This window comes from Gelidibacter japonicus (assembly GCF_010725055.1).
GTDB lineage: Bacteria > Bacteroidota > Bacteroidia > Flavobacteriales > Flavobacteriaceae > Gelidibacter > Gelidibacter japonicus.
In genome coordinates, this window is sequence record NZ_BJKB01000004.1 from 158,437 (window position 1) to 176,317 (window position 17,881).

16 protein-coding genes are annotated in these 17,881 nt (G+C 38.0%); 8 read left to right on the forward strand and 8 right to left on the reverse strand.

All coding sequences use genetic code 11. The features are described 5' to 3' along the window. The first annotated feature begins 106 nt into the window (after window positions 1-106). From G6N06_RS06125 to G6N06_RS06135, 3 genes are read left to right on the forward strand one after another with little or no spacing between them, the layout of a single operon-like run. Window positions 107-1,465 carry a tetratricopeptide repeat protein gene (locus G6N06_RS06125; RefSeq protein WP_163515182.1) on the forward strand — a complete coding sequence of 453 codons (1,359 nt, stop codon included), beginning with the start codon at window positions 107-109 and terminating at the stop codon, window positions 1,463-1,465. Beyond that, window positions 1,465-2,238 carry a lipoprotein insertase outer membrane protein LolB1 gene (gene lolB1, locus G6N06_RS06130; protein ID WP_163515183.1) on the forward strand — a complete coding sequence of 258 codons (774 nt, stop codon included), beginning with the start codon at window positions 1,465-1,467 and terminating at the stop codon, window positions 2,236-2,238. The genes G6N06_RS06125 and lolB1 overlap by 1 nt, the downstream gene beginning before the upstream one ends. Further along, window positions 2,238-3,461 (forward strand): murein hydrolase activator EnvC family protein, encoded by a 1,224-nt coding sequence (locus tag G6N06_RS06135; protein ID WP_163515184.1) that lies wholly within the window; start codon window positions 2,238-2,240, stop codon window positions 3,459-3,461. The genes lolB1 and G6N06_RS06135 overlap by 1 nt, the downstream gene beginning before the upstream one ends. Before the next feature lie 111 nt (window positions 3,462-3,572). Here the strand turns inward: G6N06_RS06135 and G6N06_RS06140 are convergent, their stop codons facing one another. Together G6N06_RS06140 and G6N06_RS06145 are read right to left on the reverse strand one after the other, a co-directional pair. Beyond that, entirely contained in the window at window positions 3,573-4,082 is a 510-nt protein-coding gene (locus tag G6N06_RS06140; RefSeq protein ID WP_163515185.1) for an acyl-CoA thioesterase, read from the reverse strand. 251 nt (window positions 4,083-4,333) lie between these two features. After that, the gene (locus G6N06_RS06145; RefSeq protein ID WP_163515186.1) at window positions 4,334-5,281 is read right to left on the reverse strand and encodes an HU domain-containing protein; all 948 of its coding nucleotides are present in this window, start codon (window positions 5,279-5,281) and stop codon (window positions 4,334-4,336) included. Between the two features lie 103 nt (window positions 5,282-5,384). On the opposite strand from G6N06_RS06145, the gene dprA reads away from it, so the two are divergent. Beyond that, window positions 5,385-6,488 carry a DNA-processing protein DprA gene (gene dprA / locus G6N06_RS06150; RefSeq protein ID WP_163515187.1) on the forward strand — a complete coding sequence of 368 codons (1,104 nt, stop codon included), beginning with the start codon at window positions 5,385-5,387 and terminating at the stop codon, window positions 6,486-6,488. 765 nt (window positions 6,489-7,253) lie between these two features. Here dprA and trpS read toward each other — a convergent pair. Continuing rightward, window positions 7,254-8,222, reverse strand: coding sequence for a tryptophan--tRNA ligase (gene trpS / locus G6N06_RS06155; RefSeq protein ID WP_163515188.1), 969 nt, complete (start codon window positions 8,220-8,222; stop codon window positions 7,254-7,256). 101 nt (window positions 8,223-8,323) lie between these two features. Between trpS and G6N06_RS06160 the strand changes: the two genes are divergently transcribed. Beyond that, window positions 8,324-9,067, forward strand: a complete 744-nt coding sequence (locus tag G6N06_RS06160) for a lysophospholipid acyltransferase family protein (RefSeq protein ID WP_163515189.1) — start codon at window positions 8,324-8,326, stop codon at window positions 9,065-9,067. Between the two features lie 77 nt (window positions 9,068-9,144). On the opposite strand, the gene G6N06_RS06165 is transcribed toward G6N06_RS06160, so the two are convergent. From G6N06_RS06165 to recA, 4 genes are all read right to left on the reverse strand, one after another. Beyond that, window positions 9,145-10,665: a hypothetical protein gene (locus tag G6N06_RS06165; RefSeq protein WP_163515190.1), complete on the reverse strand. Its 1,521-nt coding sequence runs from the start codon at window positions 10,663-10,665 to the stop codon at window positions 9,145-9,147. Next, the gene (locus G6N06_RS06170; protein ID WP_163515191.1) at window positions 10,666-11,208 is read right to left on the reverse strand and encodes an RNA polymerase sigma factor; all 543 of its coding nucleotides are present in this window, start codon (window positions 11,206-11,208) and stop codon (window positions 10,666-10,668) included. Between the two features lie 22 nt (window positions 11,209-11,230). After that, window positions 11,231-11,647: a hypothetical protein gene (locus G6N06_RS06175; RefSeq protein ID WP_163515192.1), complete on the reverse strand. Its 417-nt coding sequence runs from the start codon at window positions 11,645-11,647 to the stop codon at window positions 11,231-11,233. Between the two features lie 139 nt (window positions 11,648-11,786). Then, window positions 11,787-12,803: a recombinase RecA gene (gene recA, locus G6N06_RS06180; protein WP_163515193.1), complete on the reverse strand. Its 1,017-nt coding sequence runs from the start codon at window positions 12,801-12,803 to the stop codon at window positions 11,787-11,789. Between the two features lie 595 nt (window positions 12,804-13,398). Here recA and trhO point away from each other — a divergent pair. From trhO to G6N06_RS06195, 3 genes are read left to right on the forward strand one after another with little or no spacing between them, the layout of a single operon-like run. Further along, window positions 13,399-14,472, forward strand: coding sequence for an oxygen-dependent tRNA uridine(34) hydroxylase TrhO (gene trhO / locus G6N06_RS06185; RefSeq protein ID WP_163515194.1), 1,074 nt, complete (start codon window positions 13,399-13,401; stop codon window positions 14,470-14,472). A 6-nt stretch (window positions 14,473-14,478) separates the two neighbouring features. After that, window positions 14,479-15,726 (forward strand): peptidase U32 family protein, encoded by a 1,248-nt coding sequence (locus G6N06_RS06190; RefSeq protein WP_163515195.1) that lies wholly within the window; start codon window positions 14,479-14,481, stop codon window positions 15,724-15,726. After that, window positions 15,726-15,959, forward strand: coding sequence for a ferredoxin (locus tag G6N06_RS06195; protein WP_163515196.1), 234 nt, complete (start codon window positions 15,726-15,728; stop codon window positions 15,957-15,959). The genes G6N06_RS06190 and G6N06_RS06195 overlap by 1 nt, the downstream gene beginning before the upstream one ends. Before the next feature lie 376 nt (window positions 15,960-16,335). Here G6N06_RS06195 and G6N06_RS06200 read toward each other — a convergent pair whose 3' ends face one another. Then, a complete protein-coding gene (locus tag G6N06_RS06200) occupies window positions 16,336-17,757 on the reverse strand; it encodes a T9SS type A sorting domain-containing protein (RefSeq protein WP_163515197.1) in 1,422 nt (473 codons plus the stop codon). Window positions 17,758-17,881: the final 124 nt, after the last annotated feature.

Below are 17,881 nucleotides of genomic sequence, written 5' to 3' on the forward strand. Positions count from 1 at the left end.
TTAGGTTCAACGTAGTTAATCTCGGGTTAAAACGCAAATATTAGTATCAAAAACAATCCCACCAAACATTAGTGCGCCCGATAATTTTCGCGAAGTAGAAAACAAAATGAAACACAAATTCCACATATTAATGATCCTGTTCGGAATATTTATCATTCCTAAAATCACTTATGGTCAAGTCGATTTCAATCAAAGGCCAACTGACGATCTTGGGAATGTTGAAGACCAATTCCAAGAGCATTTTTTTGAAGCTCTGAAACAACAAGGGATTGAAAATTATCAGCGCGCCATTGATGAGCTTTTAAAATGTCGAAAATTGGATGATAAAGCTGTGGTCTATTATCAACTGGGCAAAAATTACAATAAACTCAAAAACTTTGGAGCTGCCGAGGATGCCTTAAAAAGGGCAGTGTCCAAAGAACCTGACAACGAATGGTATTTGGATGAGCTTTATGAAGTTTATAATCAACAAGGTGACACCAAAAAAGCCATAAGAACCGTCAAACAATTGGTCAAATATCATCCTGACTACAGACAGGATCTGGCATCATTATATATAAAAAACAAAGATTATAAGGACGCTTTAAAACTGTTGGATGAATTGGATAAGGAGTTTGGTATAAGTGCAGATAGAGATTATTTGAGAGACCAAATCTATACACTTACCGGACGGGATGGGGCCCGGATTGAGAATCTTGAAGGACGTCTCAACCAAAATCCTGAAAACGAAACCAATTATTTGGCACTTATTTATAGATACAGTGAAACTGGAGAAACTGAAAAGGCTTATGAAATCGCACAAAAACTTTTGGAAGTCCATCCAGAATCGAAGCTGGTGCATTTAGCTTTGTACAAGTTTTATTTGGATAAAAATGAAACAGAAAAGGCCATTGCGTCCATGAAAATCGTTTTAACGGCTCCAGAAATTAATGCCGATGCCAAAACCAAAGTGCTCAACGATTTTGTCAACTTTGTGTCTAAGAACCCCGATTACGAAAAGGATCTTGTCGATGTAACGGCCCTGATTGATGAAAATAAGAGTTTTCAGACTTTGGTAGAATTGGCCCAATACTATCTAACTCTTGATGACAGACCAAAGGCATTGATGTATTTTGAGGATGCCTTAAAATTGGAGCCAAATAACTTTTCAGTCATAAAAGATGCGTTATTACTTCAAATTGACTTAAACCAGGAAGAAAAAGCTATTGCCAAAAGTCAGCGGGCCTTAGAATTATTCCCAGCGCAACCTATTTTGTATTTGATCAATGGTGTAGCCCATAATAATTTGAAACAAGCCAAGAAAGCCATTAGAAGCTTAGAAGCTGGATTGGATTATGTTATTGAAGATCCGAAGATGGAAGCTGATTTTTACACGCAACTCAGTCTGGCCTACAAACTCGACAATAATAATTCCAAATCGCAATCGTTTGCAAAAAAGGCAGCCGCTTTAACAAATCAAAATTAATGAGAATTTACAAATTAAGTGTATTACTACTTATATTAGGTTTAAGTGTGGGGTGTAGATCTACCAAAACCCTAACGTCCAGTGCGGTAATTGAGAAAGGAATGACCGCAAAGCAAATAATCAGGGAGACTACTAAACAGGAGGTTCGGTTTAAAACTTTGCAAGCCAAGGTGCGTATTGATTATACCGAAGGCAGCACAGGAAATGGAACTACGGTTACCTTGCGGATGGAAAAGGATAAAGCCATCTGGATGAGTGCACCGCTAGGTGTTGCACGTGTAATGATAACCCAAGACAGTGTCAAGTTTTACGATAAACTCAACAATCAATATTTTAATGGCGATTTTTCACTACTGACCCGACTTTTGGGCACCGATATTGACTTTGAGAAAATCCAGAACATCTTGCTTGGCGAACCTATTTTTGATTTGAAAGCAGACACGTATGTGACAGCTGCCAACGACGAATCCTACGTACTGCATCCCAAAGACCAACGGGCTTTGTTTGAATTGTTCTTTTTGATCAACCCAGGATTTTTTAAACTGGATTCCCAACAGTTATATCAGCCATTGGAAAAAAGAATGCTGCAGATAGACTATAAGAAATATCAAGAGGTGAGCAAGCAAATTTTTCCTGAAAACATTCGTATCATTGCAGTGGAAAAAAATGATGAAATTATCATCGATCTCGATTTTAAATCTATACAACTAAATGGCGAGATCCGTTTCCCATTCAACATTCCGTCAGGATATAAAGAAATTGAACTTGAATAATGCGTAACCATCCTAACATATTCCGTTTGATCTTACTTTTTAGCTTGTGCACGTTCGCCATGAATGCACAAAGTAAAAAGCAACAGGAATTGGAGGCAAAACGTCAAACTATCCTAAAGGAAATTCAACAAATTAACAATCTGATCGCTTCTCAAAAAAAGGAAGAAAGATCTATTATTACGACGGTTGAAGATTTAAATTATAAGGTGAATGTACGTAAGAACCTGATTAAGGTCACCAATGACCAAGCAAATTTATTGACACGTGAAATCAATGCCAATCAAAAACAAATAAGCAGTTTGCGCGACCAATTAAAATATTTGAAGGAAGATTATGCCGCTATGGTGGTTAAATCCTATAAAAGTAAGTCAGAACAAAGCCGAGTCATGTTTTTACTCTCCTCAGAGAATTTTAAGCAGGCTTACAAGCGGCTTCAGTACATTAGACAATATACAGACTATCAAAAGGAGCAAGGAGAAGAAATAAGACGTAAAACGGAGAAGCTGCAAGAATTGAATACCACTTTACTCCAGCAGAAAAGAGATAAGGATAAATTGGTGGAAGAAAACCGATTGGCCAAGCAAAGATTGGAAGCCGATGTGAAAGAATACGAAAAGCTCATGGCCTCCGTACGAAAAAACATGAGTACATACGCCTCACAAATCAAAGCCAAACAACAGGAAGCGGATAGAATTGATCGGGAAATTGAAAGGCTGATTAGAGAGGCCATTGCGGCATCCAATAAAAAAGCAGGCAAATCTGAAAGGGCTTCCAGAGGATTCGCATTGACTCCAGAAGCCAAAGCATTGGAAGCCAAATTTGAATCCAATAAAGGTAAACTCCCATGGCCGGTGCGTACAGGAGTCATCAAGGTTCGCTATGGAAAACAACGCTCCTCAATTGATAATACGGTTGAAATCAACAGTAGCGGTATCAGGATTGCAACCGACAAAAACGCGAAGGTTAGAGCGGTATTTAATGGGGAGGTCTTGGCCGTTCAGGGGACTAAAACCGGAAATCCGTGGGTCTTGATCCAACATGGTAATTATATCACGGTCTATAAAAACCTATCAAAAGTATATGTGGTAAAAGGGGATAGGGTCACCACCAATCAAGATATTGGGGAGGTGTTTACAGATCCGTCCAATGGCGAATGTTTATTATGGTTCCATATTTATAAAGATTCCAAATTTCAGGATCCTTCGGCTTGGATAGTGAGGTAATCTAATAAGAAACAAGCTTTAGACGTTTTGAGGGAAGTCACCTATGCCATTATTAATGTATGACCTCTTTGTTGGCCTTTTCCATCAATAGATTAATCTTTAGCTCTTTACCTACTGAAACAGAGCCTTCAGCTCGGTAGCTTCGTTTGGCTTCATTTTTCCGGCCAATACCAAACTCAGCTGTTTACGTCTTAGCGCCGCTTCAAAACGTTCTTTTTCCAAGTCGGTTTCAGGAACAATTTTATCGATTGGGGTTGGACGCCCAGTTTCATCCACAGCAACAAAGGTGTAAATAGCCTCATTGGCCAAGGATCTTACTCCAGATTCGCGGTCTTCAATCCAGACATCAATATATACTTCCATAGAGGTTTTAAATGCTCTCGAAACCTTAGCTTCAACGGTAACAACACTACCTAAGGGAATCACTCTATTGAACGCGACGTGATTTACGGAAGCAGTCACGACAATGCGTCTGCTGTGACGTCTTGCCGCAATACTTGCCGCTCGATCCATACGTGCCAACAATTCTCCGCCAAATAAATTATTTAGGGGATTGGTTTCACTGGGAAGGACCAAATCGGTCATTATACAGACGGAATCATTCGGATGTTTGGCTTGCATTGTTAGTGTTTTTGAATTGAAAGTGCAAAGATAGGTTGGATTTGTGATTTTTTGCCACGAATGCACGAATAATGAGGTCGTAGTTTGGTCAGTTTAGTCGTTGAGGGTTGTAGTGTTGTTTGTATATGCTAGATACAACACCGCCTATATTCAGAAAAGATAATTAAAGCTACGAAAACCTCCTTTTGAAAGCACCCAATCGTCACCCGTAAATTTTAGATTGAGCCTGTCGAAATTTAAAAATCGTAAATTTATTGAATTTCCCTAACCAACAACCAAGCCTCCTTATTGTAGTTCTGTCGAATATCTCGTAGAGCCGCTAGAGCATCGTTGCTATTTTCATAGCTGGAATAGACTACTTCATGTAGACCGTATTTGTTGACGCCAATTTTTCGGGCTTTGAATCCGAGTTCCTGGAGTTGTTCAACTTTCTTATCAGAGTTTTCCTCAATTCTAAAAGCACCCGCAATAATATGATATTTGCCTTGTTGTTTATCAACTTTTAAAGTTGCGGCAGGTAATGGATTTTCAATGACAAACGTAGCTTCTTGAACCTTGACATCCAATTGTTCATTGGCTTCTTCTTGAGCCATTTGATTATGGGCTTCTATCTGATTATTGTAAAAGCTTGATGCTGCAAAACCACCAACGGTTAATGCAATAAGTGCTACCGCAGCATATTTAAGATAAGGTCTTGTTTTTGAGCTAGCCCGGCTTTCAGGAGTTATGGAAATTGGAATCACGTCTTCCAAAGATTCTACCTGTTGTTTATAAACTTCACGATTGACGTTGGAAGATTTAAACTCTGTAAGTCCGAAAGCTTCTGTTAAGTAATTGCTGTTCTGAGAAGGCTCAAAAACGATCTTACCATCGCTGTTTAAAACCAAATCGCCAATGTTGCTAAAACTAAGTGTTTCACCTTCAGATAAGAACGATTTGATCGACTTCACCTGTTTGCTGATTTTCTGAACCGCAACTTCATAAGGAATCTTTTCTGAATCAGCTATATAACTAGCCAATAGACCGTCATTATGTTGTAATTGCTCATTAAATGAAATGACCTTTTTAGGCGGAAAAAAGGTATGGTTTCTCTCATCAATCTTTGCGGAGACACGTTTGGTCAAAAAAGCCCCAAATTCCGGAATCGTTACGCAGTCGTAACGGTAGAGTAAATCGCTTATGTAAGTTTCTATATGCATTGAAACAAAGTTATGAATTTTTGATTTTGGTGGAAATTAAACACCTAGTATTTATTAACATTGCTTAAGTTTAGACAGTTTATCCTCTAAATCAATCTTATAGATGTCAGATCAGGACTTAATTTATATTCTTGCGCTGCAAAATGTACCAAAAATTGGCGACATTACTGCAAAAAAGCTGATTGCTCATTGTGGATCTGCGGAAGCAGTGTTGAAGGAAAAGAGAAATCTTCTTCTCAAAATTGATGGAATTGGTAACAGTATGTTGCAAGATGTTAATAACAAAAACCATTTGCTTGCTGCAGAAGAGGAATTGAAATTTATTAGGGAGAATGCTATTTCCTGTTTGTATTTTATGGATAACAATTACCCTGAAAAATTAAAGCATTGTATTGATGGGCCAATCTTATTATTTCAATCTGGTAACGTAGATCTAAAAAAACAGCGACTCATCAGTATTGTGGGAACGCGTAAGATTACCTCTTCAGGGGTAGCGTTTTGTGAGCAATTAATCGAACAGTTGGCGGTTTTCAATCCGGTAATTATTTCCGGATTTGCCTACGGAACGGATATCACGGCCCAAAAGGCGGCCTTGAAGCACAGTTTGCAAACAGTAGGCTGCTTGGCTCATGGATTAAATCAAGTCTATCCAAAAGTGCATAAAAAGTATGTGGCTGAAATTGAAAAAAACGGTGGTTTCTTGACTGAGTTCTGGAGTAGCTCCAATCCCGAACGAGAAAACTTTTTAAAACGAAATCGTGTTATTGCGGGAATTAGTGAAGCGACTATTGTAATTGAATCTGCTGAAAGAGGTGGGAGTTTGGTCACTGCTGATATTGCCAATTCTTATAATCGGGATGTTTTTGCCGTTCCTGGGAGAACAACAGATTCCCAAAGCACAGGATGCAATAATTTGATAAAATATAATAAAGCACACTTATTGTCAAACCCGATGGACGTGCCTTATATTTTAAACTGGGAATTGGAACACGACAAAAAACCGGCCATTCAAAAACAGTTGTTCGTTGAATTGGAAGAGGATGAAAAAGTCATCTATAATTTTCTACAGCCTATCGAGCCACAACTATTGGATATTATTGCCTTAGAATGTCAGATGCCTATTTTTAAAGTGGCAAGTGTGCTGTTGAATATGGAGCTAAAAGGGGTCATCAGACCGCTTCCTGGGAAATTGTTTGAGGTTATTTGACAAATTCCTGCGCAGGCAGGTATCTTAGTAATTTCAAGGCCTATCTACAACTTGTATCTACTTTAAATTCATTTTTAATGTAGATAGTCTTCTGGATTATGAGGTCCCTGCCTTCGCAGGGACTGGGCTTTATAACTGCGAAGGCAGGAATCTCTTGTTATAATAACATCATGAATATTAAGATGCTCAAAATCAGGATAGGAAACCTTTTAGGTTTATCGGTGATAGTCTAATACAGACCTCTCAGGTTTTTAAAACCTGAGAGGTCTCAGTCATATCAGTTACAACTCAAACAATCGCCATTTCTAAACCCAATCCTCCTTTAAAAGGAGGAGAATTTTAGATTTTTTATTTCTCAGAATATGACGACTGTTTTTTAAATTCCTTCCCTCTCAAGGGAAGGTGGATTTGAGCTCCATAGAGAGCTCAAAGACGGAAGGGTTAAATTAATTCCTGTGATTTCCGTTGAGCTTGTCAAGATGAGATCAGATTGATTTTAGGTTCTTCAGTGATGGTTTTGGCAAGACTGAATAATTTTTGACGAGGGCACAACCACCTCGACTTCTGCTTCCTTTCTGAAGCAGAAGCCACTCCTCCTTTGAAAGGAGGAGAAGTTTAAATTCCTGCACAGGCAGGTATCTTAGTAATTTCAAAGCCTATCTCCAACTTGTATCTACTTTGAATTCATTTTTAAAGATAATCCTGATGTTTAAAACATAACAATTTAGACCTGTCAGGTTTTTAAAACCTGACAGGTCTCAGTAACTAATAACCCAACTTTTTGCGAACCCGTGCCAAGACCTCATCAGCGACAATTTTGGCCTTTTCAGCACCAACCGCAAGCGCTTTATCTATCTCTTCTAAATGGGTCATATAATAATGATAGCGTTCACGTGGGGTTTCAAATTTTGTAAGAATCAATTCATATAAAGCCTGTTTGGCATGCCCGTAACCATAATTACCTTGCTCATAATTTTGCTTCATGGTCTGAGTTTCCTCGTCAGAAGCCAATAAACTATAAATTGCAAAACAATTGCAGGTGCTCCAATCTTTTGGGTCTTCTAATGGTGTGCTATCCGTTTCAATGGACATAATTTGCTTCCGCAACTGTTTTTCAGGTAAAAATATATTGATAAAATTGCTGTTGCTTTTGCTCATTTTGGTACCATCAGTTCCGGGAACAAGCATGGTGTTTTCTTGAATTCTGCCTTCAGGCATCACAAATGTTTCGCCCAATTTAGCATGAAAGCGGGACGCCACATCACGGGTCATTTCAATATGCTGCAATTGGTCTTTTCCTACCGGAATAATTTCGGCATCATACAATAAAATATCGGCAGCCATTAGCATAGGATAGGTAAATAAACCTGCATTCACGTCCTCAAGACGGTCAGCTTTATCCTTAAAACTATGCGCCAGGGTCAGGCGTTGGTACGGAAAGAAGCAGCTTAAATACCATGAGAGTTCTGTGGTTTGAGGAACATCACTTTGACGGTAAAAGACTACTTTGTCAATATCCAAACCAAATGCCAACCAAGTTGCCGCAACACTGTGGGTATTATTGCGTAGGGTATCAGCGTCCTTTATTTGTGTCAAGGAATGCATATCTGCAATAAATAGAAATGAATTATTTTTAGTATCATTCGCCATGTCGATTGCCGGCATGATCGCTCCTAAAATATTTCCTAAATGTGGTGTGCCGGTACTTTGTATGCCTGTGAGTATTCTTGCCATAACATTCCCTGCGCAGGCAGGGATCTTTTTAATTGTTCAACGAGTTGCAAAGGTAATTTTTTTCAAGCAATAGCTCAATTAAATTAATTAGTTTTGAGCCGATGAAATTGTTGAAATACCCTTTTTGGATCCTCTACCGTATTTGGTTTTACATTTTAGTAACCTTGCCAATTCTGTTATTGTTTCCTTTTTTAGTGCTCTCTATCTTAAGGGAATCATGGTACCCGTATTTTTTTCGATTGGCCCAGCTCTGGGCGAAAATCATCTTAGCAGGTATGGGTTTTAGATGGGTCATTAAAAGAGAAGAACCCATAGACCCTTATAAAAGTTATATGTTTATTGCCAATCACACCTCAATGGCAGACATCATGTTGATGTTGATCAGTGCCAAGAATCCCTTTGTATTTGTAGGGAAGGCAGAATTGGCCAAAATCCCCATTTTTGGATTTTTCTATAAGCGCACCTGTATTTTGGTAGATAGGGGTTCTGAAAAAAGCAGACGAGCCGTTTTTTTAAGGGCTCAAAAGCGGCTGAAACAAGGTTTGAGTATCTGCATCTTTCCTGAAGGCGGTGTGCCTGATGATACCTCTACGGTTTTGGATGAGTTCAAGGATGGGGCGTTCAGATTGGCCATCAACCATCAAATCCCGATTGTACCCATGACTTTTATCGATAATAAAGAACGCTTCTCGTATGTGTTTTTTAGTGGTGGTCCAGGGAAGATGCGCGTTAAAATCCACAAATTTTTGAGTACCGAAGGTCTCACGTCAAAGGATGCAAAAGCGTTGAATAATAAAGCAAGGTCTATCATACTTCAACAATTGTTAGAAGCTCATAAAAATTAAAAAAGCCGCTCTTGGCACAGAGCAGCTTTTTCATCATTATTGCACTTCTGCAATAACTACCTAACCAACTAAAAAATCTAAAACTTAAAGCTAAATCCTGTATAAACTCCAATAAAATAAGGCCTAAAATCGCCAGAGGTATTGGTAAATGTGTTTATTTGATACTTGAACATCGGCTCAAGATTTAGCTTAAGTGTATGTGATATGTTATAGTTAAATCCAAGTCCGAAATTGGCACTATAACTCGTGCTATTGATATTATTTGCTTCGCCCAAGAGCGATCTTTCATTATTTAAAACAGTATAAACTTCATTGTCATTAAGGAAAAGTGTACTAAATCCTCCAATGACGTTCAGTCCAAATTTGCTATTGATAATGCTGTATTCTACTTCTAAAGGGACTTCAATATAACCAAACTGCTGTTCCAATGCACCGTTAACGTTGGAGACCATAAACTGTGGTGCCGAGTTTGAATTGATGTTTGAAGTACTCATATATGCATCTGCTTTTCGTTGACTCGCAAAATCGATATTCTGTATTTCCTTATTGCCATAGTTTCCATTAAAACTGTTGATGTCACTAAAGGCTATGACCCCATCGGTACTATAGCCCAAAGCCACCTTGTTAACCCCGGCTCTAATTTTGATTTTATCATTGATAGCATAACTGCCATTAATGCCATAACTCATATTGACTTCGCCGCTTTTGCTATTATTTACAAATTGACTGGAAATAGTAGAGCCTTTACCTAAACTGTTAAAATAAACAGGTGCCACATTTGGGGTAATGTTCCACCTGTTTGGTTGCTCTTTTTTTTCTTCTTCATTTGTCGAATTGGCTTTGGCAATAGCCTCTTCAATACTTTCTTCTTTATTGTTTAAAGCGATGATATCTTTGTTTTCTTTTATCGCTTCAGTGTCCTTTGCTAAGTTTTGATCAGTAACCTTAGCAATCAGGGATTGATCTTTCTCAGTTTTTAAGATAGCCTTGTTCTTTTCATTATATAGTTCTGTAGTGTTTTGATTAAGATCAGGTAGATTTGGGGTGTTTTTTGCGACAGTTTCTTCTTTGATGTTTGAAACAGGCGACTTATTATTTTTAGTGACAGTTACTTCATCTTGAAAATTGGAAGAATTTGTAGTACTTCTTCCAGAGTTCTCGTTAGCTATTTGATTAGCGGTTTTATCGCGATCGTTTAATTTCTTTTTCTGAAGGTCATTTTCGAAATTGCCACCTTCAGATTGCTCAGTATTTGCTATCGTAGTGGAAGGATCACTTTGACTCGCATTATTTTTAGTGTCATCAACACCTATTGTTCTGGTAGATTCATCCGAACCACCCGTGTTGTCTGTACCGACTACTTTGTTTTCAGGATTGTTAAATCCTTCACCACTATTAAAAACATTGCCAACGGTTAACATCAGTACCAACACGGCTGCAACACCAGCTGCAAACCACCATAAAGGAATCACGCGACGTTTGCGCTTGTCTTCATGTAATGCCTTGTGGATATTTTCCCATACAGCATCATCAGGAGTGGCTTCAAAATTTTTGAATTTCTCCTGAAAAAGGCGGTCTATATGTTTTTTATCATTCATTTATAAACTTTGCGAGTTGGTTCGCACTTTATATTGTTCTATTTTCTCTTTTAAAATCATTCGCGCTCTTGAGAGGTTTGATTTTGAAGTTCCCGTTGAAATACCCAGCATATCGGCTATTTCCTGATGTGAATAGTCATCTAGGACGTAAAGGTTAAACACCAGTCTATACCTGTCGGGCAATTCCTGTATGATGCCTAAAAGAAAATCAAGACTTATTTCATCGTCATCAATTTCAACGGCGACATCTTCTATCTGATCCTCATTGACAATATCAAAAACACCTACACTTCTGTAGCGCTGAAGCGCCGTGTTGATGGTGATACGTTTCATCCAACCTTCCAAAGAACCTTTATGGCTAAACTGATCAATCTTTTTAAAAATGGTCACAAAAGAGTCCTGCAGATTATCTTGTGCCTCTGCATAATTTTTGGAATACTTAAGGCAAAGCGAAAATATTTTACCCGAAAAGAGCTTGTATATCTGGCTTTGAGCTTTAGCATCGTTTTTTTTACAATTGATAATGAGTTGTTCTAAACTCACAGTTCTAAGATTAGTGTTTCATTTATGCTTCAGGTTCTACTACAGGCACTTCTACAATATAATATAAATCTGTTCCGCTATCATCCTTCCCTTGCCAAAATTTAAAGATATAGGTCCCATTATTGGTTACCTTAAAATTGAAGGTCGCTTCCACTTCTGCTTCTTCGGCAAGACCACAATTTTGATTTGGATACACCGAATTGACAACCGCAACGGTGCGTTGATTCAATTCGCGAGTGTAGTAAAAATCAAAAAAGACATAACATCCGGCAGGTCGGATATATTTTACTGTAATAGGGTAAATTTCGCCAAGAACAAATTCTTCTGGAATTACAACGCTTTCTATCGGGAGTATTTCGTTATAGAAATCATTGGAATCATCAATACTACAAGATGTTAATGACAATATTGCAACACATAATAAAACTAACTTTTTCATAAAATTTTTGATTTAGGATATATTTTCTTTTTCATTATATAGATGCGCATTAATCTTAAAGGTTGCGTCATGATATAAAAAAAATCCCTTTATCGAGGGATTTTTTATTTAAATAATAAAACAAGTCAACCACTTCGGTTTAATCATCACTAGAAGTGGCTGCTTTGGCGATGACCCTTACCTTAGCTTCCAATTCATCCATGAGTTCTGGATTGTCTTTTATTAAAGTTTTTACGGCATCTCTACCTTGACCAAGCTTTGTATCTCCATAACTGAACCAAGATCCACTTTTCTTTATGATTTCATTTTCAACGGCAATATCCAAAATCTCGCCCACCTTAGAAATTCCTTCACCATACATAATATCAAACTCAGCCATCTTAAATGGTGGCGCCACTTTATTTTTCACCACTTTAACACGCGTTTTGTTACCTGCAACACTGCCGTCTGTTTCCTTAATTTGGGTAGAGCGCCTGATATCCAATCTTACAGAAGCATAGAATTTCAAGGCGTTACCACCTGTTGTGGTTTCAGGATTACCAAACATTACTCCAATTTTTTCACGTAATTGGTTAATGAAGATTACTGTACAATTGGTTTTACTGATTGAACCTGTCAGTTTTCTTAAGGCTTGTGACATCAATCGTGCATGTAGACCCATTTTTGAGTCGCCCATTTCGCCTTCAATTTCACTTTTTGGCGTCAATGCTGCAACAGAATCTATCACCACAATATCAATGGCACCTGAACGGATTAGGTTGTCGGTAATTTCTAATGCCTGTTCTCCATTATCAGGTTGGGAAATGATCAGGTTTTCTAAGTCTACACCCAATTTTTCGGCATAAGTTCTGTCAAAAGCATGTTCAGCATCAATAAATGCTGCAATCCCACCAGCCTTTTGAGCTTCGGCGATGGCATGCAAGGTCAGGGTTGTTTTACCTGAAGATTCTGGTCCGTATATTTCAATAACCCTTCCGCGCGGATAACCACCCACACCCAATGCAATGTCCAATCCTAGTGAGCCTGAGGAGATAGCCTCAACATCCACCACGGCCTGATCACTCATTTTCATAACTGTCCCTTTGCCATAGGCTTTATCCAACTTGTCTAAAGTCAGTTTTAGGGCTTTTAATTTTGCGTCTTTTTCACTACTCATTTGTCGTTCTTTTTCTAATTTTTATTGAAGCTAAAATACGACTTTTTTTCATCTTAGGAATTTTTAGGACGCAACCTTTTTATAGTTTGCGCATCTACCTAATAGGATTGGAAAATCTTGCTATGAAATGGGTCACTTTATATGAGTGACAACTTTGATCTGACTTTTAATAAGCTTTAAAATGTAACAGATGAAGTTTTTTAAGAAAATTATTTTTAACAGCGCATTGGGCGTTTCAATTGCTATCTGTCTGAATGGTAATTGTAAAGCCGATGGAGGTTAGCTCGTGAGCTATTTTATAAATGGAAATTTAAAAAAATAGTAATAACGAGTTAGTCCTCGAAAAGCACCTGAGATGGAATCTTTGGTGCTTTTTTGTTTTGATGTGGAATGAAAAGAGACGAGAATTCAATGAATTTCTCCCAGATTGCAAAGGTTTTCGCAGAAGTCTTAAAAGGAATACTTGTCATCTTTAAAATCGAATAGTAAATTTTGGATTCGTCTAATAATTTTCCACTACTCACTATCCACTCATAACTCTAAACTCTTTTTTCCCTATCTTTGCCCAACTTTAACCTTAAAAAATTAGTATAGCATGCAACTGTACAATAACTTAAGCGCTAAAGAAAGAGCAGAACTCATTGCGCAAGCTGGAAAAGACCGCTTGACCCTCTCTTTCTATGCCTATGCCAAAATTGGCAATCCAGAAACTTTTAGAAATCATCTGTTTTTAACTTGGAACGAGCTTGATGTCCTGGGACGCATCTATGTGGCCCATGAAGGCATTAATGCCCAATTATCTGTTCCGGCGGATAACTTTGAAGCTTTTAAAGCTCATCTAGACAGTATTTCGTTCTTAGCTAATGTGCGACTCAATATCGCCATTGAGCATGATAATTTTGCGTTTTTAAAACTGAAAATCAAGGTACGGGATAAGATTGTAGCGGACGGACTGAATGACGACACTTTTGATGTGACTGACATTGGCGTTCATGTAAATGCTGAACGATTCAATGAGCTTATTGAAGACGAGAACACTATTTTGGTGGATATGAGAAACCATTATGAAAGTGAAATAGGCCATTTTAAAAATGCCGTTACACCAGATGTGGATACGTTTAGGGAGTCTTTGGATATTATTGAAGAAGATTTAAAAGACCATAAGGAAGATAAGAATTTGGTGATGTATTGCACTGGGGGTATCCGATGCGAAAAAGCAAGCGCTTACTACAAACATAAAGGTTTTAAAAATGTGTTTCAATTGGAAGGTGGCATCATCAATTATGTGAGACAGATCAATGAAAAAGGTCTTGAAAATAAATTTATTGGAAAGAATTTTGTGTTTGATCAGCGTCGGGCAGAACGAATTTCTGACGATGTGATTGCACATTGCCACCAATGTGGAGCCCCGGCCGATTTGCATACCAACTGTGCCAACGATGCCTGTCATCTGCTCTTTATACAATGTGAGGCGTGCAAAGAAAAAATGGATAATTGTTGCTCGACAACCTGCATGGAAGTTCATCATTTGCCTTATGAGGAGCAAAAGGAACTCAGAAAAGGTCAAGGGAATAGTAACGATATCTTTAAAAAGGGACGCGCAGACCATTTGTATTATAAAAAGGACTTGAGAAATATATTTGAACATTTTGAATCTCCCAAATCCTAAAATAGAATGATACAATCTATAGAATTAATGGCTCCTGCAGGGAATTTTGAATCTCTACAAGCGGCATTGGATAACGGCACTGATTCCGTATATTTTGGAGTGGAACAGCTTAATATGCGAGCACGAGCCACAGTCAATTTCACGGTAGATGACTTACCGGAAATAGCGAGACGGTGTAAAGCGGTCAATGTACGGACTTATTTGACCTTAAATACAATCATTTACGATCACGATTTATCCATTGTTAAAACTTTATTGAAAGAGGCCAAAGCGGCAAACATTACAGCTGTTATAGCTATGGACCAAGCTGTTATTGCCGCAGCACGCGCTATGGAGATGGAGGTTCATATTTCCACTCAGTTAAATGTGACCAATATCGAAACTGTGAAGTTTTATGCCATGTTTGCTGATACTATGGTTTTAAGTCGTGAGCTGAGTTTAAGACAAGTCAAGTATATTACAGATCAAATTGAAAAAGAGAACATTACAGGGCCATCTGGGCGTCTTGTCGAAATTGAAATCTTTGGACATGGAGCCTTGTGCATGGCCGTTTCAGGGAAGTGCTATATGAGTTTACACGCGTACAATTCTTCAGCGAATAGAGGAGCCTGTAAGCAAAATTGCCGAAAGAAGTATACCGTTATCGATCAGGAAACAGGTTTTGAGATGGAATTGGATAACGAATACATCATGTCTCCCAAAGATTTGTGTACGATTGACTTTTTAGATGAAATTATTCAGTCAGGCATTAAAGTCTTGAAAATTGAAGGAAGAGGACGCGCTCCGGAATATGTAGCTCATGTTATCAAGGCTTATCGTGATGCTATTGATAGCGTTGCTGATGGAACATATAGCAAAGACAAAGTTGTTGGCTGGATGCGGGAACTTGAAAAAGTTTACAATCGTGGTTTTTGGAGTGGTTATTATTTGGGCCAAAAACTTGGGGAATGGAGTAAGGGCTCAGGGTCACATGCCACTCAGAAGAAAGTATATATTGGAAAAGGCGTACATTATTATCCGAAGGCAAAAATTGGAGAATTTAAAATTGAAGCTTATGATCTTAATGTAGGCGACACCATTTTAATCACAGGACCATCTACAGGAGCCAAAGAAATGCAGGTTGATGAAATGATGGTCAACACAGTAAGGGTTGGATCAGGAACAAAAAATGACTTAGTGACTATTCCATTGGAATTTAGAATTAGGCCTTCTGATAAGTTGTACAAAATTGTTGAAAATAAAGTAGAAGTGTAATGGTCATTGTCACTTTACAGCGCAACAAATGTATTGGGTGTAATTATTGTGTCGAATTGGCACCGAACCAATTTCAAATGTCAAAAAAAGATGGAAAAACAGTATTGCTCCACGCACATGAGAAGAAAGGATTTTACACCTTAAAATCTAACGACCATACTATTCTTGAAGCTTGTGAAAACGCCGCTAAGGCCTGTCCTGTTAAAATTATTAGCGTGAAAGTTAGTAACTAAGATTTTATAGCAGATTGGTTGTGGTGCCAGCTGCATTTGAGTATTGGTATGGGTCACTTTTCAATTTAAGTGATCGCTGATAAAATTCAAACACCTATCTAGTACGAAAGATTACATCTGTGCAGGCGTGGTTTAATTAAATCAAAACAATTACTCCTGCGCCTGCGAAAAGTTGAATACAATATCTTATGTTGAACAAGAGATGTTTTGCCAAGGGGTCATTGCAACATGAATAGTATTTTTAAAAAATTAAATTGGTCTGCATTTGTTTTATAAAAAGACCGGCACACTATTCTTGTGATTATAGAACGATATCCGTTTGGGTACAGTCGAAATTGTGGGTTACTTCTCGACTGTACTCGAATGGATCACTGTGCTATTCTTTGATCAACTTAATGGTTTTTTGCTCGTTGTTGACGCCTTCCAATCGTAAAAAGTATAAACCTTTTGATAAAGATTCCAGATTGATTTCTTTGATGCTTTCTATATCATTTGTTTTGGTCATTACTGTTTTACCGAGGATATCCACCAAGGACACTTTTTTGATATGACTATTGGATTGAATATTGACCACATCATTAAATGGATTAGGATATATGGAAACGTTATCAAAATTAGAGTCTTCAACACTCAATGTACCCACTGTAAATTTATGGTCTACAATTTGGCCTTGATAGGTTGCCCGCCAAGTCCATTCACCAGGCAATGATGGAGCAGTGATGATCCAATACCAATACGAACTCGAGTAATTGTCAACCAAGTTATAATCCCAATCATTATATATAGTTCCATTTGGTCTTAAAACTTCGAGATCAATCGTGGTTCCTGCAAGTTGATCTCTTAAATAAACAGCGAGATGGACTTTTTCACCAGGTGCAAAAGCGTTTTTTTCATTTGTCGTTTCCTGATCTGGACAGGTGGGAAATACCGGAGGTGCCGAATGCGTTAATACCGCATTAATATTTGTGTTTACATACGGTTTTTGATTCTGCCACCAAGAGTCTGTATTCATATTATTACAATTACCGGCATATGGATCTACCAAAACATCCTGTCCTACGCCATTCAATTCAACCTCTGAATAGACTTCGAAATGTAAGTGTGGCCCTGTTGAATTGCCAGAACTCCCCACGATGCCAAGATATTCACCGCGTTCTACGGTATCTCCTATATTCTTCGATGTTGGGGAATCTTTTTTCATATGACCGTAAAGCGCCACACTTCCGTCGGCATGTTGTACATATACGGCATTCCATGTGTTGCTATTGAAGGTACAGCTTCTATCAAATTGTGTTCTGCCTATCGCAATAATTTGTCCAGGAGCGGCCGCTACAATCTCCGCCTCATCATTATCCATCATTTTCCAAGAAAATGGCCAGGTATAGATATCGACGCCCATGTGGTTATAACCATCATTAGTGTCGTAAGTTTTCGCTCCACAATTATAGTCAAGAAGTTGGTTTGGAAATTCAGGATTATGATCAACATAGTTTGAAATGGCCCAAACATCATTGTATGGTGCGCCATCCTTCATTTTTACTGGCCAACTAAATAGGGTTGTAGGCGCTCGTTTTTGTGCCTCATTATGAATCAATCTGTTTTGGGATTTTAATAGCGAGATATTTGATTTAATATCGTTGAGGACTTCTTCGCGTTGTTCATCAGTCAAACATTGCGTTCTATTTTCGTTAAAATTATATTCGCCTCCTACCGCGTTTAAAGAAACCTCTTGGGAAAAGGATTGACTTGAGCATAATAGAAAACTAAATAAAATCAGTTGGGTAAAGTTAATTTTCATAATGATAGTGTTTATTGGTTATCTTAAAGAGCATCGGGTTCATGTTAAAATGTGAGCAAAAAAATTGTTGAATTTTTAATATTTGTTTTATAAATGTATAAAACAATCTGTAATCTATTGCTAT